Genomic DNA, 25,117 nt, shown 5'->3' on the forward strand with positions numbered 1-25,117 from the left:
ATCATTATTTAAAGTTCAAAACAAACCCATCTTCATAATGCTCCAGCTTATACAATTCGGAGAAAGTTAAGGAGTCCGCTAGTCGCTTCACAATTCTTGCTCATTCAATTCATTGATCGAGCGGTCCAGCCACAATTCATACCAGTCCAGAAAACCAAGCCGATCCGTGTTGCCCATATAATGATCCGGATAAATTCCATTACTGTTCGCTCGATCATCGGTCCATATCTCTCCATAAGACAATCCCTTCACGATCAGATTAAGCGACACGCCGCAGCCAAAATCGCTGATTCGCAGCATCCCTGCCGACCATTTCGGATCATAATACTCATGTTCAAGCGCTGCCCACTCGTCCTCTCCTTTGCTGTCGTCGTACCAGTCCACATCCCAATTCCAGGATTCCACATGTGGGAATGGCTCGGAAATCGCATTCAACTCATCATCATAATCCATCACCAGATATATGCCGTTCTCAGGCTTTTCCAGCCCATAATAAGGACCTGTTCCGCCACTGCCAATCACTAGCAGAAAAGCTTGATATGATTCTGGCAGCTTTATATTCCATTTCTGTTCAAAAGCCTTAATCTCATCCAATGTCCATACCGGAGCCATTTCATATTGATGATTCTCTCCCCCAAACAGGTTCCATTCCGGGTCCAGAGCTTGGAGCTTGTTCAACTTTTCCTGTATACGTTCCAACTGGGCCTTGTACATGTAAGTATGCCTCCTTCCATCGCGTACTCATAATGTTAGATTCGGATCAAGTCACTTAAGCTATTTTCGCTTTGCAGACTGGGTTTGATGTTAATCCATATTTGATTGGTTTCTCTCGATATTGTGCACGCATAATTTCCGGGTTCAATCTGGAGCAACACACCGCCACACGACTCATCGGGCTCCAACTCGCCTCCAGTGACATCATCAGCAGCTCCCAGATACACGTTACCGGAAGGGACTCGTAGATGGTATACCAGTGCCGTCTCCACTTCCTTCCCAGCATCATCCAGACTCCATTGCACCTTATACTGTCCATCTTCACCCAGGTTAAGAAACAAACAGTTGCCTGCATTTACCTCAGTCAGTTCATCCTCTGCAATAGACCACCAGTCCGGTGTATCTTCAACACGATGTTTTAGCGCCGCCAGATCATACAGGCACAATGCTGCCGTATCCGTGAAAAACTGAAACTTCCCATTCATTCTTCATCTCCCCTTTCTTATTCAAAATAACCCCCCGCTTCTTTCCCATCTGATCCAGGTGAGAAAATCCGAACCATATCCAACCATTATATCAAGCCGTACATACGGGTTAAAGGAACCTCGGGGCTATCTGTGATCCTGTTGCACTTGTAGAAAATTGAAGGTGTTAGCAAACAAGCTTAATCTCTTCATTTTTTTAGCAAAATTGACGATATAATCATAACTGACTTTTTTTGATTTTGTGGAGGAAACCATGGCTATTAACCTTAGAAGAGAACCTTTTCGCTATACTTTAAAGGAACCGATAACGTTTGAAATTTTTATTCTCAGCATTAACGGCGCCTCTGCCCCACCCAAACCCATACAAGCTGAATTGAGCGATATCAGCCGATCCGGCTGTCAGCTTTCATTTCCGTTAAATCTGCATGTGGAGTCCAATAACATCCGAATCGGCATGAACTTGCTGCTTTTTGAAGACCCCTTGTATTTGGAAGGAACGCTCCGTTGGGGCAAAGAAGAGAATAACCGATGGCACTACGGCGTACAGCTGGAGATCCAGCAAGGCAATCATGAGCGTTTATCCAGAGAAATGAGAATGCTTGCGGGGCAAGGCAAAATTATGGTGAAGTAACCCGGGAAGCACGAATCTAACAAAAAAAACAGCCCGGTGAACCGGACTGTTTCAATATTTTAAATTTTCAGGCTGCTTTGGTAGCAGTCGTAGTATTGTCCATCTTGGACCAATCCACTGTGGTTTCGAGCAAAAGTGACACCACAACCCCAATGACAAGCCCATTGCTAATGATCGGAATGAGATACATGGGCAGAGCATGAAACGCTTCAGCAGGGATGTTCATTACAGCAACACCTGTAAGAACAGGCAGTGCCACACGATAGATGGTTTTGGAATTAAAGGTGGTGCCTTCAAGTGTTCTTAGGGCTGTACCAAACATTTGCAAATAGGCTACAAACAGCACAGCACTCCCTACACTGGGAGGAATTTGTGCGAAAAAGGCTGTCACAGAAGGTGTAAGTCCCAATATACATAACATGCCTGCTCCAACAACAAACGCAGCCCGTTTCAGAATGCGGGTGCTCTCCAGAAAACCAATCGAAGAAGCAAATAATCCGAACGGCAGCACACCTACAAACGCAGATAACATGGTGAACAATCCCGTGAGCATGTACGATCGTTTATATTGTTGGCTGGTCGTTTGCACTCCATATATTTTTTCGACGGAGCTTAATGTGGTGATGGAGTTCGTCATATTCACCAGCCCAACAAAAAAAGCTGTGATGACGATTCCCGGTTCCCACTTCGGCGTCCCCCACGGAAACCAGGAAAACAAGTTTAAATTCTGTTGACCGGATACTCCTGCATGTTGTCCAGGGAACACAAAACTATAGGCAATCCACCCCGTCACGATGCCAATTAGGATGGAATAGTTGCCGAGCTTGCCTTTTCCCTTAAGCTGGATTAAGGCCACAAGAAACGCAATAGCAACGGACAACGCCGCTACAGGCAGGTTGAATGTGCCAAACTCGGTGTATCCAACCATGCCTTTGAAGAAATTCATGGTCAATTGAATCGTCATCAGAAATAACATCGCACTCTTGACCATTGGTGTGAACAGCTTCTGAAGCACATGCGCCGCTCCAAGCCCGCCAAGGATCATCATCGTCAGCCCAGCTAACAGGAAACCCGCAGCCAGTCCTCCCCCAATACGTTCCAAACTCATTCCTGCCGATGAAGCCGAGGCCGTTAAGCTTAGCGTCAGCCCCCACCATAACCCCGAGGGACCATCCATCACGGCATAACGATGGCCGAAAAACGCCTGTAATATACACACAGCCCCGGTAAGCAAAAAGGCATGCTGCATCGACGCAGCAATGGCCTCCGGTGAAAGCTGGAAATTGTGTCCGATGGATAACGGCACCACCACTGTGTTGGTAAACAGGAAGAAAAACCACTGAATACCTGCCAATGCAAGCGATGACGCACCCTTTAAATTATTTTGCAAAGATTGCTCTTGATGTCTGTTCATGATTGGGTTAACATTCGCTCCATTTCTTTATAATGATGCCTCCGGGCATGCGCAAATGCTGTAACGCCGTCCCGGTCAGCAATGGAAGGATCGGCACCATATTGCAAAAGTAATACTACGATCTGCTGATGACGAGTGCCGCCATCCCCCAGAATGACCGCTTCCAGCAAAGCTGTCCAGCCCAGATTGTTGATATGGTTCACATCCACATCCGTGCATTTCAGAAGGATCTCCACAATATCGACATGACCTCGATCTGAAGCAGGAATAAGAGCTGTGCCCCCAAACCGATTCGTAATCCGGGTATCGGCACCTGCTTTTATAGCCAGTTCGACCATTTTACGCAAACCTTCCGCACTGGCATACAGCAGCATGTTGTCCAGTCGTTGATCCTGGATGTTCACATCCGCTCCCGCTTCAATAAGCATACTTGCCGTCTCTGGCTTGTTGCCATGTACCGCGGCCATCAGAGGTGTCCGTCCTCGCGCATCCCGGTCATTCACTCCGGTTCCTTGTGCGATAAACCGCAGCACATCATCTGTATGTCCAGCTTCAGCAGCTGCATGTATTGTTTTCAGCATCGCACCTTCACCCTCCAATTCGTCGTCATCCTCACGGCATATATTCGATAGATCATAATCGACATGTGTGATTTGCAGTGTTTAAATCTTATGTATGGTAACATAGGATGTAAGTATAATAAAAATACATGTTTTGTTGGTTTCCCATATGAAAATCATATCGCTGCAAATAAGGAGAACACACGTGGATATCAAACAATGTCGCTATTTCATCGCGATTGCCGAGGAGAGACAGATCACGGCGGCAGCGCGCAGATTACACATGGCTCAGCCTCCTTTAAGCCAGCAGCTCAAGCTGATGGAAGACGAGCTCGGCGTGGCTTTGTTTGAACGCAAAGGACGCAGCATGGAGCTGACACAGGCGGGTCGAAGCTTCTATGATTATGCGGTCACAATGACCAAATATATGGAAGAAGCCGTCATGGAGATGCAAAGCTTCAGGTATGGCATTCGGGGCAAGCTGTCGCTTGGCATTAATACCATTTCAGATCGTTTGATCCCACAGGCGCTCCAGCAGTTTCGGACAACACACCCTCAGGTGACTTATAAAATTCAGCAAAATGAATCTGCACAGCTCTGCCAGCTCTTGGGTGAAGGCAAAATTGAGCTTGCCTGTGTACGGATGCCTGTCAAAACAGAGCAATATGAAGTGCTGCATCTACCGCAGGAAGCTCTCTTCTATATTTCCTCCACACCACTGAAGTCAGCGGATGAGCGCGGGATTTATTTTCAAAAGCTGGCCGATATCCCTCTCTTGCTTCCTAGCACTGAAGGACTCGGGATGTTCGAACTGATATTACAGAAATTCCGTGAGCATCACGTGAACCCTTCGATTGCGGGCGAATGCTCGGATATTAACATGTTGTTGGAACTTGTGCGACTCGGTTTTGCAAGCTCCATCGTGCCCCATACGGTTCTTCAGCTTTATCATGAGCATCCGTTCCATATCTATCGTATTCAAGATGCGCAATCTAACGTAGATTCTGCGCTTGTGTGGCATCGCAATCGTCATCTTTCCAAGCCCGCGCAGCACTTTGTACAATTGGTTCAGGAGCTGCTGCCTTCTCGCTCGGTTTAGTGTCCAGCAGATATTAGCCTGGAAAAATATCGCCCATATATAAAAAGCAGCAGCCTTGCCGAAATAATTTCATCCGGAAAGACTGCTGCTTTTTGATGTTCGTTAAGCTTTTGCCGTGAACAACAATTCTTTTTCCTTAATCGTTGTACGTCCGGCAGACTCAATTGAATTATATTGATGCATGTTCGTAATGATGACCGGCGTAATCGTTGTGTAACCGGCTTTTTCGATTTCTTCTCTGTCGAATTCCATCAGTACATCACCAACGGCAACCTTCGCTCCTGCTTGAACTTTAGGGGAGAAGAATTGACCTTTCAGTTTCACGGTATCAATCCCGATGTGAATCAGCATTTCAGCGCCGTCATCACTAACGAGACCAATGGCATGTCCACTCTTCGACAACGAGAATACTGTACCGTTAATTGGAGAAACCACACGGCCTTCCGACGGCTGAATCGCAAACCCTCTACCCATAATCTCTTCGGAGAATGCAGGGTCTGGAACTTCGCTCAGTGATTTAACTTCACCAGTAATTGGGCTAAATACTTCTTGATCCAGTGCTTTAGTTTCTTCAACAGCAGTTACTGCGGAAGCAGAAGTCGTTGCCGCTGGTGTTGTAGGTTCAGCAGCTGGCGTAGCTTCAGCCGATTGTGGAACATTGTCTTCTTGGAAACCAAGGATGTACGTCAGTACTGCTGCTGCTACGATGGCAATCAAACCACCAGCCAGAGCGTAGAGTAACGTGCTAATTGCCGGACTGATAAATGCTGCAATACTTGGCAGACCCACTAGACCTGTAAGTACATAAGCTTTAACATTGACGATCCCCATGAATCCACCTGCAACAGCTCCACCGATCAGGGCAGCAATAAATGGTTTTTTGAACTTCATATTGATCCCGTACATTGCCGGTTCCGTAATCCCCATAATAGCCGTAAGACCTGTGGAATAAGCAAGCGATTTAGTTTTACCATTTTTCGATCTAAGACCAACACCAAATGCTGCACCACCTTGTGCCAAGTTAGCTGCAAACATCAGTGGAATAATAAAATCGTAACCGAGTGATGTCATCGAACCAACAATGATCGGCAGCAGTGCATAGTGCATACCCGTAATGATCAGAAGTGACATCGTACCACCAATCAAGATACTTGCGAATATAGACATATTGTCGAACAACCAGGAAATACCACCTGACAAACCATTACCGAGCACTGTACCCAATGGTCCAACTGTCATCAAGGTCAGAGGAACCATAATTAACAGGGTAACCGTTGGAACAATCAGAAGCTTAAGTGAAGCATGTGTAACACGATCAACCGCTTTCTCTACATAGGAAGCAATCCAGATTGCGAGAATAATTGGAATAACCGTAGAAGAATAGGTTGCTGCTATAACCTTAATGCCCACAAATGTGGTGTCACCATTAGCAAGCAAGGCTGTAATCGTCGGATGCATAATCCCCGCTGCCAACGCTGCAGCAATATACATATTGCTACCGAGCTTACGTGCAGCACTGATCGCCAGAATGATCGGCAGGAAGTAGAATGCACCATCACCGATAGCAGATAAAATGATATAAGTTGAACTGGTATCAGACAACCAACCTACAGCTACCAGGATTGCCACGATCCCTTTGATCATACCGGCACCTGTAATCGCTGGCAGAATCGGCGTGAATATTCCGGAAATAAAGTCGAACAATGCACTTACTGGATTTCTCTTTTTCTTAACCCCAGTCGAAGTACCGGTTGATCCAGAGTCTGCATTCGGGGATTTGGACATGTTGCCTACAAGTGCATTATACACAACGGGCACATCGTTCCCGATAATGACCTGGAACTGTCCGCCATTCTCCATAACGCCCATAACGCCAGGTGTATTTTTCAGCGTCGCTTTGTCCGCTTTTTTGTTGTCATTCAGGTTAAACCGGAGTCTTGTCATACAGTGTGTGACTTGATCGATGTTCTCTTCGCCACCAACAAGCTTCAGAATATCCTTGGACAATTGTTGTTTATCCATTGTGTTTTGCTCCTTTTATGTGTAATGAAGGTTAAAAAAAACCTAAACACTGAATAATGACAAAGCAGTTTCAGCTTATCATTATTCAACGTTTAGGTTTTGCCTTTTTTGCAGTAACAATCCCAATTATTCAATTGTTTGTTCAGTTCTGACAACTCGTTCAATATGAATGGTCAGATATAGGATTTCTTCCTTGGATAAGACCCGGCTATAGATCTTGCGAGTATAGTCGTTAATCTTACAGGCACAAGCATGTGCCTCAGGATATTGTTTGCTCACCAGGTCATGAAGCGGATTATCTGCTTCCTTATCTTCAATCGCTGTACCGTGTAGTACGCGCTGAGCAAAGAATTTCAAATGTGTCAGGAATCGATAATAACTCAGCGAATCCTCATCCAGCTCAATGACAAAGCTGCGTCGCACAATGTTGAGTATGTCTTTTACGATATTCGTAATGCTGATGGTTTCTCTCATCTCACCGTTCATCTGGGCATTGACTAGATGCATTGCGATGAATGCGCATTCGTCTTCAGGAAGCAGGACACCCAATGTTTCTTCAATAATCTGAAGTGCCTTGAGCCCAATGGCATATTCCTTGCGGTACATGCGCTTGATCTCCCAGAATAATGCATTACGAATCTGCAAGCCTTGACGATGCCGGTCAATGGCAAAATGAATATGATCCGTAAGTGAAATGTAGATGCTTTCATGAAGCTTCTCACCCAACACGGTCTCGGCGTAACGAATAATCTCATCCGAGCATTCAACATATTCAACTGGAATATCAGACAGAAGCGTTTTCAGTTTCTGCGATACTTCCTTGCTTTCCAATGAGAATATTTTTTCGACCAGACTGTCGTCTATCGTTTCACCAGTATGCTTTTTGAAGGCTATGCCCCGTCCCATGACGACCAGTTCGTTTCCTCCTGGATCAATCACAGTAACTACATTGTTGTTCAGCACCTTCTCAATTTTCATTTCTTCACATCACCTTGCACCGTCAAAGTAGTAAAAGGCAAAACCAAAGCTGGTCATGATACACATGCCCCGCTTCTGGTTTTGCCTGATTGAACAGTAACAATCCAGTATTCATTAGCCTTAGGCCCATCTTACCATATAATTATCCATCTGACAATGTTTTTGTGAAAGCGGTTAATGTGCTTGAATATGACACAAGAAGATGCTGCCCACATATGTCTTTAGAACTAGAAATTAATGGTTTTCGGATTTTAGACTTGCGCCGTTTGTATCAATAACTTCTTTGTACCAATGGAATGATTTTTTCTTGTAACGATCCAGGGTACCTGATCCATCATTGTTACGGTCCACATAGATGAAGCCATAGCGTTTCTTCATTTCTGCTGTGGATGCACTCACCAGATCGATGCAGCCCCATGAGGTATAACCCATGACTTCAACGCCGTCTTCAATCGCTTCACCCACTTGCACCAAGTGATCATTCAGGTATTGAATCCGGTAATCATCATTCACTGTTTTATTGCCATTTTCGTCTGTGATCAGCTCATCGACTGCACCCAAACCATTTTCGACAATAAACAGCGGTTTTTGATAACGATCCCAGTATTTATTCAGCGTTACGCGCAGGCCTTGCGGGTCAATCTGCCATCCCCATTCACTTGCTTTGAGGTAAGGGTTCTGTACACCTGCAAACAGATTTCCTTTACCTTCAACACGTTTCTGTGGGTCACCTGTCTCACAAATACTTACATAGTAACTGAATGAGATGAAGTCCACCGTATGTTTCAGAATTTCAGCATCGCCATCTTCAAACTTGATGTTGATATTATTCGCTTTGAAGTAACGATTGATGTATTTCGGATAATAGCCACGTGCATGAATATCGGCAAAGATGTCATTCCGCTGTTCTGCATGCATTGCAGCTACAACATCATCCGGATTTGGTGTCAATGGATAGGTTGGCATACTGAGTACCATACAGCCAATTTTCGCTTCAGGCATAATCTCATGACCCAGTTTAACTGCCAGCGCACTTGCCACCAGCTCATGGTGGATTGCTTGGTACAGATCCTGTTTGGACAGTTCCGCTTTTGGTGTGAAAATGCCGCCACTCATGAATGGTTCTTCTAGAATGGAGTTAATTTCATTGAACGTCAGCCAGTATTTCACTTTTCCTTTGAAACGGTTAAACAGGACGGTTACATAACGCTCGTAGAAATCAATCATTTTACGGTTAACCCAGCCGTCATACGTTTTGGACAAATGCAGCGGTGTCTCATAATGAGAGATCGTTACGAGGGGTTCAATCCCGTATTTGTGGCACTCGTCAAACAGGTCATCATAGAACTGCAGACCTTTTTCGTTTGGCTCCAATTCATCACCTTTAGGGAAAATACGGGACCAGGCAATGGAGGTACGGAATACTTTGAAGCCCATTTCAGCAAACAACTTAACATCCTCTTTGTAACGGTTGTAGAAATCGATGCCGATCAATTTCAGGTTATCCTCTGTCGGTCCTTCCGTTCTTGGCGTCGTAATCCCATGCGGCATTACATCCTGAACAGACAGGCCTTTGCCATCTGTATTGTAGGCTCCTTCGAGCTGATTGGCTGCGACTGCGCCGCCCCATAGAAAATCCTTCGGAAATGGTGTTGTCATATCTGTCATTCCTCTCTGGTTACGTTGTACTCATTCTTTGTTAAAACTGTTGACCCTATGCCCGTGAACACATCAAAAAGCGGACAATGCGCAACTAAAAGGGCTTCAGATTAGATAATCACCGATGGCCTGCTTTATGTTGGGTTTTGCCCGCTTTATGCGGTAACAATCCTCGAATAGCCTAATTACTTACAGCGATCCGGGTTTAAGATACAGGAATCAGACCAAATTATAGTTGCTCACCATTGCTGGCAATTACGTTTTTGTACCAGTCAAACGAATCTTTCTTCGAACGTTTGAGTGTTCCATTACCTTCGTCGTCCAAATCCACGTAGATGAAACCATAACGTTTGGACATTTCAGACGTGGACATGCTCACGAGGTCAATCGGGCCCCATGCTGTAAATCCAATCAGATCCACACCGTCTTTGATCGCTTCTTTCATTTGTTCGATGTGTTTCTTCAGGTAGTCCACACGATAGGAGTCATGGATTGAACCGTCTTCTTCAACACGGTCATATGCACCCAGACCATTTTCTACGATGAACAATGGTTTCTGGTAGCGATCCCAGAAGTTATTCAACGTTACGCGCAGACCGATCGGATCGATCTCCCAACCCCAGTCAGAAGCTTCCAGATAAGGGTTTTTCACGCCGCCAGTCAGGTTACCTGTTGTTTCTTCTTTGTCTGCGGATGCAGATTTGGTTACGGACATGTAGTAACTGAAGGAAATGAAATCAACGGTATTGTTCAGCAAGATCTCATCATCGCCTGCTTCTTTCTGAATCACGATGTTGTTTTCTTCAAAATAACGAGCCATGTAGTTCGGGTATTGACCACGAGCATGCATATCCGTGAAGAAGAGGTTAATCTGATTCTCATGTTGCGCCAGACGAACATCTACCGGATTACAAGTCGCCGGGTACGTTTCCATACGAGCGAGCATACAGCCCACTTGGGAACCAGGAATAATCTCATGTGCAAGTTTGGTTACCAGTGCACTTGCTACAAATTGGTGATGCAACGCTTGATACGTGGTTTGCAACTGGTTGTCCACTTTATCGATCAGAATACCGCCGCCTGTGTATGGGCTAAATAGCATCACGTTGATTTCATTAAACGTCAACCAGTATTTCACTTTATTTTTATAACGGTTGAACACAGTCTCCGCATATCTCACATAGTGCCCAATCACTTCACGACCTGCCCAACCATTGTATTTCTGTGTCAGACCCAGCGGAGTTTCATAGTGAGACAAGGTTACCAGCGGTTCAATGCCGTATTTCAACAATTCGTCGAAGACATCGTCATAGAATTTCAAGCCAGCTTCGTTCGGCTCTTGATCGTAACCGTTAGGGAAAATACGTGCCCAGTGAATGGACAAACGGAACACTTTGAAGCCCATTTCAGCAAATAATGCGATATCTTCTTTATAGTGATGATAGAAATCAATACCAAAACGTTTAGGGAAACGTTCTTCAATTTTGCCAGAGAGGATCTCTTCAATTCGTGTAGAGGAGATTTCCATGGCATGTCCGCCTGTACGCTTCTCTTTGGGAACATGCGCAATCATATCCGCAGTAGAGAGACCTTTGCCATCCTTATCGAATGCACCTTCTAATTGGTTGGCAGCTGTAGCGCCTCCCCACAGGAAGTTTTCGGGGAATCCTTTTTTTGCCGTGGTCATAACGAACAACCTCTTTTCGAATTTTATTTGGGTTTTTCCCGAATACAACGGCTGTATTTCAGGCCAAAAAACAAGAAAAACCTAAACTCAAGGTAAAATAGCTCGCAAAAAAAGAGCCTTCATTTCACCATCAGTTTAGGTTTTGCCTGTCTGCACAGTTACAATCCATCAAAAGATGTTATTGCGTATTCGGTTGTTTTTCTCTTGTAATGTAAGCGTAACATATCTATTTTGCAAAATCAACTTTCCGCTCAATGCACTCGCTGACTACTTTGGACGTTATCGAGGCATCGGCCTTTTCACACAAAAAAACAACTTGCTAATATCTTTCGGAATACCCATCCTGAACATTTTCAACAAATTAAGTGTGCAATTCAGCTTAAAATCTGTTTCAATTGCCTGCTGTTTGTCTTATCTATAAAGATACTACTTAAAGGTTCCAATAGGTGGTAAAAGTGTACATCTGCTCTAGACTTTTCTGGTACACATGAATTAGAGAGAGAAAAAGAACACACACACATTTTCAGGAGGGTAATATGTCTATTCCAAAAAAAGCTTCATTATTTGCCATGTTAATTATGATTCTGTTGGTTGCTGTAGCCTGCGGCGACAAAGCGGATAACAACGACAAAACGAACAAATCAACTACAACAGAAACCACTGCCGGCACAGATACAGACACAGCCAAGACAGAAGATACAGAGAACACGGAGAGCTCAGAAGCATCCACTTCCGAGTCCAAGGAAACAGATAACTCCAAAGACGTTGAATTGGGAACTACGGCAAAAGGCTCTTACAACAATGACTATTTTGGTGTTTCGCTGAAATTCCCCGAAGCTTGGGAGTTCCAGGATGCCGAAGGCATGAATGAGCTGACTAACGCTTCCTCCGAAGTTATTGCTGGAGACGATGAAACGAAGAAAAAACAAATTGAACTGTCCCAGGCCAAAACACTGAACCTGTTGATGGCTTCACAATATCCATTGGACGGAAGTCAAGTCGGTCCTTCTGCTATGGCGATTGCTGAGAAGGTAAGCCTGCTGCAAGGAATTCGTACAGGTAAAGATTATCTGAAAGCAACGAAGAAATTCATGGTGGACAGCCAGTTCCCTTATGAATACAAGGAATTCACAACCGAAACCATCGGTGGCAAAGAGATGGATCTGATGCAAATTACGATGGATGCGGGCAATGGTTCAACCATTACGCAAGATTACTACAGCACTATTATTGAAGGCTATGCATTCAACTTCATTTTCACGTATTTGGATGATACAACGAAGGCCGAGATCGACAACATCAAGAAATCCGTTCAGTTCAAATAATAAGCTCACTGTGCCTGCTGGGCATGAATAGAACCCCGCGCAATGATCTTCCACAGATCACTGCCGGAGTTCTTTTTTGAGTGAAAATAGATGGTTCACCTTATCCGGAAATTGCCACCCAATGTCCCTCTTTTACTTCCACCCATCGGGACTGTTCCAGATTATAGCGATCTTCCACTTCTACCGTCTCTCTTGGCGTTTCGTTTACAGCATGACGTTTTTTCTTCGCTTCCACAGCCGGGTCCGGAACCGGAATGGCCGATAACAAAGCCTTTGTGTATTCATGCTGAGGGTTCGAATATAGTTCTTCACTTTCTGCTAACTCCACAATCTTCCCGTTATACATGACAGCCACACGATCACTGATATGTTTAACCATGGACAGGTCATGTGCAATGAACAGGTATGTCAGACCAAGTCGCTGCTGCAATTCTTCAAGCAGTTGTACGATCTGAGCCTGAATGGACACATCCAGCGCAGACAAAGGCTCGTCACATACAATAAATTCAGGCTCCACGGCCAGTGCACGAGCGATTCCAATCCGTTGTCGTTGCCCACCCGAAAATTCATGAGGATAACGCTGTGCATGAGCCGGATCGAGACCCACCATCTCCAGCAATTCCTCCACACGCTTTTCCCGTTCAGCGGGGCTGCCGGCAAGATGGTGAATATCCAAGGCTTCCCCAATAATGTCCATAATTCTAAATTTCGGATTAAGCGAGGCATACGGATCCTGGAAAATAATCTGCATATGTCGCCTCATCGTTTTCATCTCTGAGGCAGAGAGGCGATTGAGCGGCACTCCTTTGAACAGCACATCCCCACCTGTAGGTTCATGCAGTCGTAGAATGGCTCGGCCTGTAGTCGATTTCCCGCTGCCCGATTCGCCTACGACCCCCAGCGTCTCCCCTTGGCGAATCTCGAAACTGATATCGTTCACAGCTTTTAAAGTGTTGCCTTTACCCAAATTAAAATGTTGTCTGAGGGACTTCACTTCCAGTAAAGGCTGATCATCTTCCAGATCGCGTGGCACCAACGAGACGAGTTTTGGCTTTTTCTTCTCATCCAGTCGAGGTAATGCATTCAACAGCCTTGCTGTGTACGGATGCTTCGGATTCACAAAAATCTCTGTGGTTGTGCCGGATTCCACAATCTGCCCGTCTTTCATGACCACGACCCGATCACACATGCCTGCTACTACTCCGAGATCATGGGTAATCAGAATAATGGAAGTGCCCAGCTGTGCCTGCATATCTTTCATCAAATTAAGGATTTGGGCCTGAATAGTAACATCAAGCGCAGTTGTAGGTTCATCCGCAATCAACAATTCAGGACGGCAAGCAAGAGCAATAGCGATCATCACCCGCTGACGCATACCTCCGGAGAATTCATGTGGGTACTGATTGAAACGTATTTCACTCCGGGTGATACCAACGAGCTCCAGCATGGCAATCGCCTGCTTCTTCGCTTCTCCTCTGGAAAGCTTCTGGTGTTTAATCAGACTTTCGGTGATCTGTTTTCCGATTTTAACGGTCGGATTAAGAGAGCTCATAGGGTCCTGAAAGATCATGCCGATGTCACGGCCACGGATACTCTCCATCTCTTTTTGCGTTTTATGGACCAGATCTACCCCTTTAAAGAGGATCTCACCCTTTTTCATCTGCGAAGGAGGAGAGGCAAGCAGCCTCATAATGGAACGTGCCGTCACACTCTTCCCACTGCCGGATTCCCCTACAATGCCAAGTGTTTCCCCTTTCCGCACTTCAAAACTGACTTCCTTCACCGCCTGAAATTCACTCTCTCCGGAATGAAAAGAAACAGACAACTCATTTACTTTCAGCAAAGGTTGCATCTGATCACCAGCCCTCATCCATATTTTCACAAGTGCTCATATGTATACTCTTCCATACCTTGACAATTAAATAGACTCTAAATAATATATACTATATCAATCGGAATAATGCAATTTAAAATAAGATGAAAGGAGGCTCGCATGGTTTGAATCTTGCAAAAGGCAGCAAAATGTCACAGCTTGTTTACACCCTGGGATTTATTTATGGCAAAATGCTGCTTCATCCCTCCTATCGATATGTTCTATTTATTCTCGGACTGCCCGTTAATTTGGTGGTGCTTCTGATCTGGCAATTTAGAAGGAAAAGGGATGGCTGGGCCGTGGTTCAACAAGCTGTTGATCGCGATATGCTCTCCACTTCTTACCGGGATAAACTTCGGACGGACGTTGAAGAACAGTTGAGGCGTAAACACCGTTTCTTTCGTCAGCAAGTTAGTGAGGCAGAGTTTAAGCGTCAGACGGAGGAGTGGCTGGAGGAATCAGTTCAGAAGGAGTTAAAGGAACGAACGTTCAGCAAACTTCAGGAACAGGGAAAACAGCGCCTGACGATGGCCGATACATTCCAATCGATGATTGATAAACCCTGGTTCCTTGCGATATCGGTTATTCCGGGCTGTCTGATGTACGCCATGATGTTTTTGTATGGCAATCCTTATCTAAAGTACATATTCGAAAGAATTCTGATGACGGTATTCGTCATTCTGGGCGTAGCTACACTTGTATTCACCATCTTGTACCTGTCTCCATTCAATCCGGCGGCCAACATTCTCGGAGAAACAGCGACACAGGAACAGATCGCAGCTTTTAACCATGTCTATGGCCTGGATCAGCCCTACCTTGTCCAGCTCTGGAACAATATCAAGGGCATAGCGCTATTTGATCTCGGCAAGTCTTTTTCAGGGAATGAAGATGTCACGGCTACGATCGCCAGAAAGTTTCCAATCACGTTAACACTGGCCGTTATCTCCTTGCTGCTTGCCCTTGTCATTGCATTGCCAATCGGAATCATCTCGGCGATCAAGCCCAATTCACTGTTTGATTACACGTTCATGTTTATTGCATTGATTGGATTATCGATTCCGAATTTCTGGCAAGGACTTATTTTCATCCTGAATTTTTCGATCAAGCTGCAGTGGCTTCCGGCTACCTTCAATCCACAGAACTGGCTGTCTATTATTATGCCAACGATTGTACTGGGAACGGGATTAACCGCTGCGGTGGCCCGTATGACTCGTTCTTCCACACTGGAAGTTATTCATGAGGATTACGTGATGACTGCTCGTGCCAAAGGATTAAGCGAACGACAGGTTCTGCTGAAACATGCTGTGCGCAATGCGCTAATTCCAATCGTAACCGTTGTAGGTCTTCAATTCGGAGGCATGCTTGGCGGGGCGGCTGTAACGGAGAAAGTATTTAATATCAGCGGTCTTGGCAGCTACATTGTGGATAAACAGTTTATCCCTGATATTCCGAGCATTATGGGCGGGGTCATATACACAGCGATTACGATCTCCATCATTAATGTTGTGGTAGATCTGTTGTACGCTTTTGTCGATCCCAGAGTTCGTTCCAAGATGAAACAATATTAAAGCAGGTGCACTATGACAAAATCGGGTTCACTCACACAAGAAATGCGTTTTCGGCTTAAGTCTTCACAGGAGTACAGTCAGGCGAGCTTCGCCTGGGTCACTTCCCTTCTCTTGTCGGTGTTACTGTTGTTCAACAGTTATGACTGGAGCCTTCGGGTGTTCAGGCCATTTCTGCTGACTGCGCTCGGAATCTACCTATTTTTCACGCTGGTCCAGAGTGTGCTGACGCTCCGGATTCGGAGAGACCTGATTCGGCAGGGGACAATCTCTGTGCTGACTCGCAGACTCGCCTGGGTCCAACTGTTAGGTATCATTTCAGGCAATATCTTTATCGTGACGCCCGCTTTTCATCTGATCAAGAAAACAAAGAGCATTGAGTATACATTTGCCGTGTATATGCTGCTGACCCAGCTGTTCGTTATTGGGGTCTCGGCACTCAATATGTTTAAACCGTATGTTGCGGATACGTTTTTGCCAGCCATGGCTGTGCTCGTACTTGTTCTTGTCATTGATTTGGTGGTGCTGTTTATCGTATCACGGTATACCTCAGCCTCAATCATTCCACGCTGGATGCTGGGCGTGAGCATGATCCTGATTCTGACTTCGGTCACAGGGAATGTGTTTGCACTGCTGCTGGGTATTTCCATCATTGGACGAATCCGTAGACAAGGTAAACAGAAATCCAACTTCTGGAATGATCTGTGGGAGCGTCTTGCTCCAAATGTCACGGCAATGTCCGGTTTGTTTTTTATCATTTTCCTGTTCTCGATTTCGATTTGCAGCTTCTTTACTTTTGATTACAGCATGGCTGTAGAAAATAACTACTCGGCCTTGCTTCAATCCCCATCGCTTGCCTATCCATTGGGAACGGATGACTTTGGACGATGTTTATTTTCCCGGATTGTATTCGGTGCCCGTATATCGTTGATCGTAGGATTCATGTCAACTCTGATTCCGGTTTTAATTGGCGGTATTCTCGGAGCCTTCTCGGGATTCTACGGAAGACACACAGACAATATCATCATGCGACTGCTGGATATTCTCTATGCCATCCCGGGTATTCTGCTCGCTATCGCCATCATTGCGGCGTTCGGGGCCAATACGATCAATCTTATTCTGGCACTCAGCCTGGGCTCGATCCCAACTTATGCACGAACCATGAGGGCTAGTGTGCTCTATGTATCTACTTTTGAATTTGTTGAAGCTGCACGTGCACTGGGTTACAACAATCGCTCCATTATTTTCAAACATATTATTCCGAACTCGCTCGCACCCATGATTATCAAGTCTACACTCACGATCGGCGGAGCGGTCATTGCCACCAGCAGTCTGAGTTATTTGGGGCTCGGTGTGGAGCCGCATATTCCCGAGTGGGGCAACATTCTCAAGCTGGGAAGCACGTATCTGGAAACCCATTCGTATCTGGCCATCTATCCAGGTCTTGCGATCATTCTGCTCGTACTCTCGTTCAACTTTCTTGGTGACGGACTCCGTGATGCGCTTGATCCGAAGCTGGAAAAGGCTTAACCGATTCTACAATATTCAACTCAATTTGAATTCCATTGATTATGAACTTATCTGGAGGTATTTTCATGAAAAAACGCATGCTGATAGCAATACTATTAACTTTTGTCCTTGTGGTCTCTGGTTGCAATGTGAAGACCAAGACGGAATCCCAGTCAGAAACCGCACCGTCCGATACAACAGAAAACACGCAAAACCAAAAACCGGTAGACATCGAATTACTGGCTCAGAGCTCTTCCGAAAATGACGTGAACATTATCCGCGACCAACTTACCAAGAATGGCTTCAATGTCAAGCTGAACTTACAGCCGGATTACGGCAGCTACAAATCCCAGCAGGATGCAGGCAATTATGACATTGCGCTGTCCAGTTGGACAACGGTAACCGGGAATCCGGATTATGCAGTTCGTTCACTCTTCAAAACAGGCGGAGACTACAGCATTCTGGCTGATGAGGAAATCGATAAACTTATTGACCAGGCCGCTACCCAGACTCCAGACGAGTACAAGGATACGTATAAACAATTGGAGGACCGCTTGGTAACCGATCAAGCCTATATCGCTCCGCTGTACATTTCCCTGAAAAGTCAGGCTGTGAACAAAGACATTCTGAATGCAGACACCGTTCGCTTGTCCAAATCCCGCGCCATGGCATGGGAACCTATTGAATTCAAAGACAGCTCCAAAAATACAAAAGAACCATTAATTCTGACACAAAGCGCCTCCGTCCTGACTTCCCTTGACCCGATCAAAGGAAATGACGGTTCCATCAACCAACTGAACACCAACATGTATGTACGTCTCGTTAACCTGACAGATGACGATCAGCTTACAGCAGAGGGTTCCCTCTCTCACAATTTCAGCATTGCTGAGGGGAACTCGGAGTATTACTTCATTCTCAGAGACGATATCAACTTTGCCAAGATTGATAATAAAAAAGCGGTAGATACGGGAGAACGTGTCGGTGCAGATGACGTCATCTTCTCTCTCGATCGTGCCAAAAACAAAGATTCCGTACCGGATCACCGGACATACAGCCTGCACGAACATATCAAGGAAGCCGAGTTGGTAACAGACTTGAGCACCTTGGAATCCATTCAGCAATCCAGTGGCAGCGGTACGGTTAAAGAAGCATTGGAACAAGGGCTTGGCACCAAAATTACGGAACTGGTCACGGACAAAAACAAAGCCGATAACGCTGCCGGGAAGTATCAAGTTGTGAAACTCACAACCACGGAACCTTTCCCGCAAGTATTGAACTATCTGGCTCACCAGTCTGCTGGCATTGTGTCCAAAAAGCAGGTCGAGAGCATCAATACGTATGATGTAGCTTCGTTTGACGTGAATAAAGACATTCCTTACGGCGATCAGAATACCGTGACTGAAGGTGCTGCTTACAACAACACCCTGTATGCCAGCGGCCCATATATCTTGGCATATAAAAATGATTATGAAGGTGTATTCTATCAGAATCCCGGCTACCGTAAAGGCTCTGAATATGCACCCAAAATCTCTCAGGTGAATGTTCGGTTCATCTCCGATGCCGACAGTGCGTTGTCTGCTCTTCGCAGCAGTGAAATCCACCTGTACTACGGAGTATCCGAAACAAAGTATGACATCATCAAAAATGACAGCAAATTGCAATTGCAGAGCATTCCGAGCAATGCGGTTTCCTATCTGTTGTTCAACACAGCTAATCGGGAAGTTGCCAAGAGCAGTGACCTGAGAAAATCCGTACTGTACTCCATCAATCAGGATGACATTTTGCAGTTCTACAAAAACAACAAACTTAAGGCGTACTCTACAGTAAGTCCAATCGTGCAGACCGGGAATGAATTGAAGTCCGATCCGGCAAAAGTGAAAGAATTCTTGAGCGCCTACCAGGCTTCCAAGTAACAATAAAGATAAACGGCTGTCACCCGGATCACTCCAAGATCCGGATGACAGCCGTTTATCTTTATAGAAAGAATATATTATGATGAGCAGTCTGCCTGATACCTTCGCTGTACGCCAGGCAACAGAGTGACGATCTGGATCCCCACTCCCCAAGCAAAATAGACCAGATGGATAACAGATACATGCTGGATCCAGTATACCTGTACCATAATCCAGATGATCAGAGCAAATCCCGTATATAAGGAGAACGTCCATCCCCAGTATTGATTCGAGTAAAGATTTAGTTTTTCACCTATTTCCCAGTGAGTGCGACGAATGAGTGAAATGGCAATGATCATCGGCATAACACCAAGAACCAACAATAGTATAATTCCCGGGATCAGAAAACTGCCAAACGGGGAATGTTCCAACAATGAATCCGGCATTTTGACAAGGTTTCCCGATGGATCGATAATGAGTGCTCCCCCTCCAATGATCGCACCAATGGCCAGTAACCCCTGCACAATAATGAGCGCCCACGATCTTTCAGGTCCACATTCACGCTTCATTCCATCATCACTAGTCCTCATCCCTCACCCTCCAGACATGTTATACAGATTTCACTGAAAGTTCTATTCCATTTTCACATATGGAGAGGGCTGAATCCTGTGCTCTTTCTCACTAAAATCGTCCAAAAAATTCGATTATGGTAAAACTTGATAAAAGAACGTACGTTCGGTATAATAGAGATATACTTAATGAGCGAGAGGCAGATATGGACGACAAATTTATTAAGGAACTACGCGAGATTAGTCGGGATGACAGACGAAGGTCCGAATTTATGATCCAAGGCATGAAGGAAACACTGCAGGGAAGAAAAGATGAAAGTATATTCAAGCGCTGGATTCGGCGTAAGAAGACAGAGAAGAAAATTTCACAACGATTCAATCAGGATCCCTCTTCGGATCAAAAGTAACCACATAAAAAGGAGGCGGAATACGCCTCCTTTATTATTTATATGAATGCCTATTCGCTAGACGTTGTATTGATCAGGATGCTTCTTCCTGTCAATATTCTCTACCCTGGAGCAAGAAACTGGAATTATACAAAATAAAAACAATACTCTATTTCGCACCAGCCCGGACCAAAATCTCTTCGATTTCCTTGAAGCCTTTATTCTTAGCATGAATAAGCGGTGATACACCATCACGATCTGAAAGGTTTACGTCTGCTCCATGATCAATGAGTAATTGAATCGTCTCCTGCTGTCCTTTATTGCCATCGTTTAACATGATCGCTCCCAACAGTGCTGTCCATCCCAATTGATTAACATAGTCCACATTCACTGAAGTTTGGGTCAGCAGTTCTCGTACCACATCCACGTATCCGTGCTCCGAAGCTGGAATAAGTGCAGTTCCTCCATATCGATTCGTTATCGCTGGGTCGGCTCCCGCTCCAATCGTCAGCTTCAAAATATCCAAGTATCCTTCAGCGCCAGCGTACAAAAACGGGCTATTCTTCATATCATCCTGTACATTAACATCTGCACCCGCTTCAATCAACATTGTGGCTGATGCCAGATCATTGTTGTATGTTGCAATCATAACAGCTGTTCTTCCACTCTGATCCTGAGCATTGATATTGGCGCCCTCTTGAATCCATGTTTCAATACTTTCGGTGTCTCTTCCCTCGGCTGCCTTCAACAACAGCTCATCCGGTGAAATCAATAACTTCTCCTCCACCTTCGAGTCGTTTCTCACTTCAGGCACGCAGCCTTGAACGACGAACATACTGCTTATTAGGATAATCATCATCAGCGACTTATTCATACTGCCTCCCTTACTACAGTGCCACTGTTACCAAAGAAGCGACACTCCAATCCCCAACTGGACTTATCGTATAGGTAGTGCCTGGGATTAACTTGCCATCATTAACAAGGTCGAATACGCCCGTGGCGCCTTTCCGACTTGAATATTTATATGTCGCTGTCAGAACGTCACCGTTAGGTGATGTTAATGTTACACTTCGACCGGAGAACAGTTCATCCCCAGGATCTTGTGCCAGCGTAACTTCAATTGAAGTTTCACTCACAGCTTGGGCACTTGCAATCTCCAGCGAATCAAACGATCTTGCGGTGAATGAAGCGTTATTGATGTTCGCCCAGTCAGAAGAAACCGTATATGTCACACCGGATTGCAATGTTTGTCCTTCGGGCAAACGGAACTTCGGTTCTTGTTTGCCATCTGTCGATTGCGTGAACGGAACATATTTGGCAACGATTGGCTCGCCGCCTTCTGGCGTAATCACGACTTGTCTTGCCTGCATGGAGGAAATAATTTGATACGTTTTGCCTCCTGCTTGTTCTTGGTCATTCAACACAAACGCATTAGCCCCTCGACCACCACTGTATGCTGAAATGATATAGCCGTAATCCACTACACCGTTCTCTTGCAGTGCTTCAATCTCGAACGTATCATTCGTTATTTGACTAGCCGTCGTCATGTTTAATTTCGTGCCACTGCCTTCAAAGGAACCAGCATCTTGGCCTTTATAAGTGAGACTGTATACTTCATCTGCATGTTGAACAGACGTTGGAACGATGTAGGTCGCGATGGACCCTGTTTTTAGACGAGGCATGTTGGTCAATGTTAACCCACCACTGAGCGCAAAATCGGTTTTTGCCTTGGCAAATACTTCATCCGCTGCTGTCAGCGGCTTGTCGAACGTCACAATTAACGTAATGGCATTCAGCGATCTAACGCTCTGGATTTGAGCCTGCTCCGAAGGAATAGCCTGGTGCTCCGTTTGCAACAGCACCGCTGTTTCGCCGCGCGTGGTCGAACCGTTCTCGGAGTAGAAAGTGCTCATCCAATGGTGAACGGATTTCACATCACGCTGCATCGCTTTGGATACGACCTGTTCCAGTTCTGCATCCGTCACTTCACTGTGCGGATTGAATTGCCCATTATTCGCCTGCATGATGCCAAGTTCAACGAGCTTTGATGCATACGGTGCGTACCACGCGTTAGGATTAACGTCCGTTAATTCTACGCTTTCTCCCGTCTTGCCCTCCAGATTAAACGTTTTGAACACCAGTGATGCTAATTCCGCGCGGGTAATGGCTCTATGTTCACCCATGGATTGATCGGCATATCCGTTCATGATCCCCAAGCTGTTCAGTTCCTTAATGGCAGCCTCAATCTGCTGGTTGGTAAGCTGTGTCGCTGTAGCTGCAACATTAGTAACGTATGTAGCTGCATGTACGTGATTGGTAGTTAGCGGGAATACTGCTGTGCCTAATGCAGTTATCGTTAAAAATGTAGCCATTTTTCGGGTTATAGGATTCATATTTGAATTCCTCCTCTATAGGTTGAAGTTGCCTGTATCTATAGAATAGAGGACAAAAAGAAACTCCCAAGGACAAAAATATTAACAAACTATAAACTGAATCTAATTTTTCTCGAAACTTATACGGTAAACCGGTAGCCCGCACCCCAGACTGTCTCAATATATTCCGGATTTTTGGGATCTGCCTCCAGCTTCCCACGCAGTTTGCGAATATGGACGGTAACCGTCGCAATATCTCCGCTGGAATCCATACTCCAGATCCGCTCGAACAGATCGGATTTGCTGAATACACGGTTGGGATGACTCGCAAGAAATACGAGTAGATCGAATTCCTTGGTTGTAATTGCTACCTCTTCACCATTAGCAAAAACGCGGCGTGCTCCCTTGTCGATATGAAGCCCGCGAATGTGGATTTCATCTTGTTCGGCTGGTTTGCTTTTGCCAAGCAGTCTCTCGTATCGGGTCAAATGAGCCTTCGCTCTTGCAACCAACTCACTTGGACTAAATGGTTTTGTAATAAAATCATCAACACCCAAATTGAAAGTTCTAATCTTATCGATCTCCTCCTTCTTCGCGGAGACGACAAGGATCGGAACCTCCTTCACTTCACGAATGCGCCTGCAACATTCGAAGCCATCCAGTCCCGGAAGCATCAGATCAACAATAATCAGATTGTAACTCCCCTCCAGAGCCAGCTTCAGCCCTTCATCTCCGTTATGGCAGAGCTCCACAGAAAACCCGTTGAGTTCAAAATAGTCCCGTTCCAATTCCGCAATCGTTGTTTCGTCCTCAATAATCAAAATGTTCGTCATTGCCGATAAGCTCCTCCTCTACATTCAACCGTTTTAGTTTGATATAAATGACCGTGCCGTCATTGGGTTTGCTTTTCGCCCAGATGAAGCCGCCATGTCCATCGATGATTTGGCGAGCAATCGCCAGTCCCAATCCACTTCCGCCTGTTGAGGAATTGCGGGATTGCTCTGCACGATAAAAGCGTTCAAATATATAAGGCAGCGCCTCTTCCGGTATTCCTCTGCCATTATCCTTAAAGGCTATCGTAGTCCATTCGTCGTCTGCTTGAAGTGTAATCCCGAATCGTTTTTGTTCATTCTCCATATATTTGAGGGCATTATCCACTACATTGACAACTGTGCGTTTTAATTTATCCAGATCTACAGAAGCCATGACCGAACCAGATGCCTGGTTATCCCAATCCAAAGCCACCCCTTTGTCCTCCAGATCATATCTCAGCTCTTCAATGCTGTCTTCTAGGAAATCGACGAGATCTACCACTTTAAACAGGAAGGGTTCCTGATTCAAGTCAAGCTTTGAATACAGAAACAGTTCATCCACCAACTTATCCATGCTAACTGCTTTGGAGTGAATGATATTGACGTATGTCTCCATTTTTTCCGGAGTGTTTGCTACTCCATCACGAATCCCCTCAATATAACCTTTAATATTGGTGATCGGCGTGCGAAGGTCATGCGAAATGTTGGAGATGAGCTCTCTACGATTCGCTTCGTCTTGCTGTCGTAACTCATTGGAGCGCTGCAATTGATTCCGCATGCTCTCAAACGCTTCGCTGAGTTGTCCAACCTCATCATTGGAGCTAAGTTGAAGCTTGAAGGACAGATTCCCATCCTTAATATGTTCGGCTGAACTCCGTAGTTGATTCAATGGCTTAATGAAGCTGCGAGTGATCCAGCGGAATAAGAGCAGGTTCGCGATGATGAGAACGCCGATGAGCAGAAGTGACATCACAGGTAGCAGCTTGCGAGTAAGCTCTGCAAATGGGCTTCTCTCACGAATGACAAAGATACTTCCCCTTTCTCCATCTGAATATTGAAAATCAAATTTCGCATATGCATAGAATCGCTCACTAATGTTGAAGGTGCTGCGAATCTGATAATTGTTAAGATCATAGGCAGGCAGTGCTTGCTTCAGTTCTGGCTGGTTGAAGGTCAGCGATTCGAAAATCTGGCTATTCTCCCGTCTGACGTAGAGCCCAGACTTTTCGGCTCGAAGCTTCATGTCGTACTTGCGCAGCAAAACCTTGTTCTGCAGCTCGTCCGGATCATTTTTGGCCAGAAACTTCATCTCTTGAAAGATCGATTCTCCCTGTTCAGTGAGTGGATTCACCTGATAATGTACTTTGTAAATATCGCGGAAACCCTGCAGATCGCCTGTTGCAGCAACCGTATACAGACTAGCCGTAAGCAGGATGAACAGCAGACTTATGACGAGCATGCCCGTGAAGGACAGCAACATTTTTATTCGAATTGACATGGTATCCCCTTCTTAATCATGCTATTGGGCTAGTTAGTGCACATGTTAACACAAGATCAATCCAAAT

At 45.4% G+C, this 25,117-nt stretch carries 21 protein-coding genes; 7 read left to right on the forward strand and 14 right to left on the reverse strand.

Features of this window, described 5'->3' with window-relative positions:
* Positions 1 to 87: 87 nt before the first annotated feature.
* Both ACDJ58_RS21705 and ACDJ58_RS21710 read right to left on the reverse strand, forming a co-directional pair.
* Entirely contained in the window at positions 88 to 714 is a 627-nt protein-coding gene (locus ACDJ58_RS21705) for an SMI1/KNR4 family protein (RefSeq protein WP_413372865.1), read from the reverse strand.
* 35 nt (positions 715 to 749) lie between these two features.
* Entirely contained in the window at positions 750 to 1,199 is a 450-nt protein-coding gene (locus ACDJ58_RS21710) for a DUF6386 family protein (protein WP_413372866.1), read from the reverse strand.
* 253 nt (positions 1,200 to 1,452) lie between these two features.
* On the opposite strand from ACDJ58_RS21710, the gene ACDJ58_RS21715 reads away from it, so the two are divergent.
* Positions 1,453 to 1,830, forward strand: coding sequence for a PilZ domain-containing protein (locus ACDJ58_RS21715; RefSeq protein ID WP_413372868.1), 378 nt, complete (start codon positions 1,453 to 1,455; stop codon positions 1,828 to 1,830).
* Between the two features lie 67 nt (positions 1,831 to 1,897).
* On the opposite strand, the gene ACDJ58_RS21720 is transcribed toward ACDJ58_RS21715, so the two are convergent.
* Together ACDJ58_RS21720 and ACDJ58_RS21725 are read right to left on the reverse strand one after the other, a co-directional pair.
* Positions 1,898 to 3,244, reverse strand: a complete 1,347-nt coding sequence (locus ACDJ58_RS21720) for a uracil/xanthine transporter (protein WP_413372870.1) — start codon at positions 3,242 to 3,244, stop codon at positions 1,898 to 1,900.
* Positions 3,241 to 3,825 carry an ankyrin repeat domain-containing protein gene (locus tag ACDJ58_RS21725; protein WP_413372871.1) on the reverse strand — a complete coding sequence of 195 codons (585 nt, stop codon included), beginning with the start codon at positions 3,823 to 3,825 and terminating at the stop codon, positions 3,241 to 3,243. Before ACDJ58_RS21725 ends, ACDJ58_RS21720 begins: the two co-directional genes overlap by 4 nt.
* Before the next feature lie 184 nt (positions 3,826 to 4,009).
* On the opposite strand from ACDJ58_RS21725, the gene ACDJ58_RS21730 reads away from it, so the two are divergent.
* Positions 4,010 to 4,903: a LysR family transcriptional regulator gene (locus ACDJ58_RS21730; protein WP_063565383.1), complete on the forward strand. Its 894-nt coding sequence runs from the start codon at positions 4,010 to 4,012 to the stop codon at positions 4,901 to 4,903.
* A 102-nt stretch (positions 4,904 to 5,005) separates the two neighbouring features.
* Here the strand turns inward: ACDJ58_RS21730 and ACDJ58_RS21735 are convergent, their stop codons facing one another.
* From ACDJ58_RS21735 to ACDJ58_RS21750, 4 genes are all read right to left on the reverse strand, one after another.
* Positions 5,006 to 6,925 (reverse strand): beta-glucoside-specific PTS transporter subunit IIABC, encoded by a 1,920-nt coding sequence (locus ACDJ58_RS21735; protein ID WP_413372873.1) that lies wholly within the window; start codon positions 6,923 to 6,925, stop codon positions 5,006 to 5,008.
* 126 nt (positions 6,926 to 7,051) lie between these two features.
* Positions 7,052 to 7,903, reverse strand: coding sequence for a BglG family transcription antiterminator LicT (licT, locus tag ACDJ58_RS21740; protein ID WP_053781440.1), 852 nt, complete (start codon positions 7,901 to 7,903; stop codon positions 7,052 to 7,054).
* 234 nt (positions 7,904 to 8,137) lie between these two features.
* A complete protein-coding gene (locus ACDJ58_RS21745; RefSeq protein ID WP_063565380.1) occupies positions 8,138 to 9,562 on the reverse strand; it encodes a glycoside hydrolase family 1 protein in 1,425 nt (474 codons plus the stop codon).
* A gap of 229 nt (positions 9,563 to 9,791) precedes the next feature.
* Positions 9,792 to 11,249, reverse strand: coding sequence for a glycoside hydrolase family 1 protein (locus ACDJ58_RS21750; protein ID WP_062325655.1), 1,458 nt, complete (start codon positions 11,247 to 11,249; stop codon positions 9,792 to 9,794).
* Between the two features lie 536 nt (positions 11,250 to 11,785).
* Here ACDJ58_RS21750 and ACDJ58_RS21755 point away from each other — a divergent pair.
* Positions 11,786 to 12,574, forward strand: coding sequence for a hypothetical protein (locus tag ACDJ58_RS21755; RefSeq protein WP_413372875.1), 789 nt, complete (start codon positions 11,786 to 11,788; stop codon positions 12,572 to 12,574).
* A gap of 100 nt (positions 12,575 to 12,674) precedes the next feature.
* Here the strand turns inward: ACDJ58_RS21755 and ACDJ58_RS21760 are convergent, their stop codons facing one another.
* Entirely contained in the window at positions 12,675 to 14,426 is a 1,752-nt protein-coding gene (locus ACDJ58_RS21760) for a dipeptide ABC transporter ATP-binding protein (protein ID WP_413372876.1), read from the reverse strand.
* 146 nt (positions 14,427 to 14,572) lie between these two features.
* On the opposite strand from ACDJ58_RS21760, the gene ACDJ58_RS21765 reads away from it, so the two are divergent.
* From ACDJ58_RS21765 to ACDJ58_RS21775, 3 genes are all read left to right on the forward strand, one after another.
* Positions 14,573 to 16,015, forward strand: a complete 1,443-nt coding sequence (locus ACDJ58_RS21765) for an ABC transporter permease (RefSeq protein WP_413372877.1) — start codon at positions 14,573 to 14,575, stop codon at positions 16,013 to 16,015.
* A gap of 12 nt (positions 16,016 to 16,027) precedes the next feature.
* Entirely contained in the window at positions 16,028 to 17,542 is a 1,515-nt protein-coding gene (locus tag ACDJ58_RS21770; RefSeq protein ID WP_413372879.1) for an ABC transporter permease, read from the forward strand.
* Positions 17,543 to 17,607: 65 nt separating this feature from the next.
* Positions 17,608 to 19,434 (forward strand): ABC transporter substrate-binding protein, encoded by a 1,827-nt coding sequence (locus tag ACDJ58_RS21775; protein WP_413372881.1) that lies wholly within the window; start codon positions 17,608 to 17,610, stop codon positions 19,432 to 19,434.
* Between the two features lie 77 nt (positions 19,435 to 19,511).
* Here the strand turns inward: ACDJ58_RS21775 and ACDJ58_RS21780 are convergent, their stop codons facing one another.
* Positions 19,512 to 20,003 carry a hypothetical protein gene (locus ACDJ58_RS21780; RefSeq protein WP_413372883.1) on the reverse strand — a complete coding sequence of 164 codons (492 nt, stop codon included), beginning with the start codon at positions 20,001 to 20,003 and terminating at the stop codon, positions 19,512 to 19,514.
* Between the two features lie 185 nt (positions 20,004 to 20,188).
* Here ACDJ58_RS21780 and ACDJ58_RS21785 point away from each other — a divergent pair, with 185 nt between their 5' ends.
* On the forward strand, positions 20,189 to 20,389 hold the full coding sequence (locus ACDJ58_RS21785; protein WP_413372884.1) for a hypothetical protein: 201 nt from the start codon (positions 20,189 to 20,191) through the stop codon (positions 20,387 to 20,389).
* Positions 20,390 to 20,537: 148 nt separating this feature from the next.
* On the opposite strand, the gene ACDJ58_RS21790 is transcribed toward ACDJ58_RS21785, so the two are convergent.
* The 4 genes from ACDJ58_RS21790 to ACDJ58_RS21805 all read right to left on the reverse strand — a co-directional run bounded on the left by ACDJ58_RS21790 (position 20,538) and on the right by ACDJ58_RS21805 (position 25,050).
* Positions 20,538 to 21,242, reverse strand: a complete 705-nt coding sequence (locus ACDJ58_RS21790; RefSeq protein WP_413372885.1) for an ankyrin repeat domain-containing protein — start codon at positions 21,240 to 21,242, stop codon at positions 20,538 to 20,540.
* A 13-nt stretch (positions 21,243 to 21,255) separates the two neighbouring features.
* Positions 21,256 to 22,761, reverse strand: a complete 1,506-nt coding sequence (locus tag ACDJ58_RS21795; protein WP_413372886.1) for an S-layer homology domain-containing protein — start codon at positions 22,759 to 22,761, stop codon at positions 21,256 to 21,258.
* A gap of 119 nt (positions 22,762 to 22,880) precedes the next feature.
* Positions 22,881 to 23,573, reverse strand: coding sequence for a response regulator transcription factor (locus ACDJ58_RS21800; protein WP_090903764.1), 693 nt, complete (start codon positions 23,571 to 23,573; stop codon positions 22,881 to 22,883).
* Positions 23,551 to 25,050, reverse strand: coding sequence for an ATP-binding protein (locus ACDJ58_RS21805; protein ID WP_413372888.1), 1,500 nt, complete (start codon positions 25,048 to 25,050; stop codon positions 23,551 to 23,553). The genes ACDJ58_RS21800 and ACDJ58_RS21805 overlap by 23 nt, the downstream gene beginning before the upstream one ends.
* Between the last annotated feature and the right edge of the window lie 67 nt (positions 25,051 to 25,117).

This window comes from Paenibacillus taichungensis (assembly GCF_047302525.1).
Taxonomy (GTDB): domain Bacteria; phylum Bacillota; class Bacilli; order Paenibacillales; family Paenibacillaceae; genus Paenibacillus; species Paenibacillus taichungensis_B.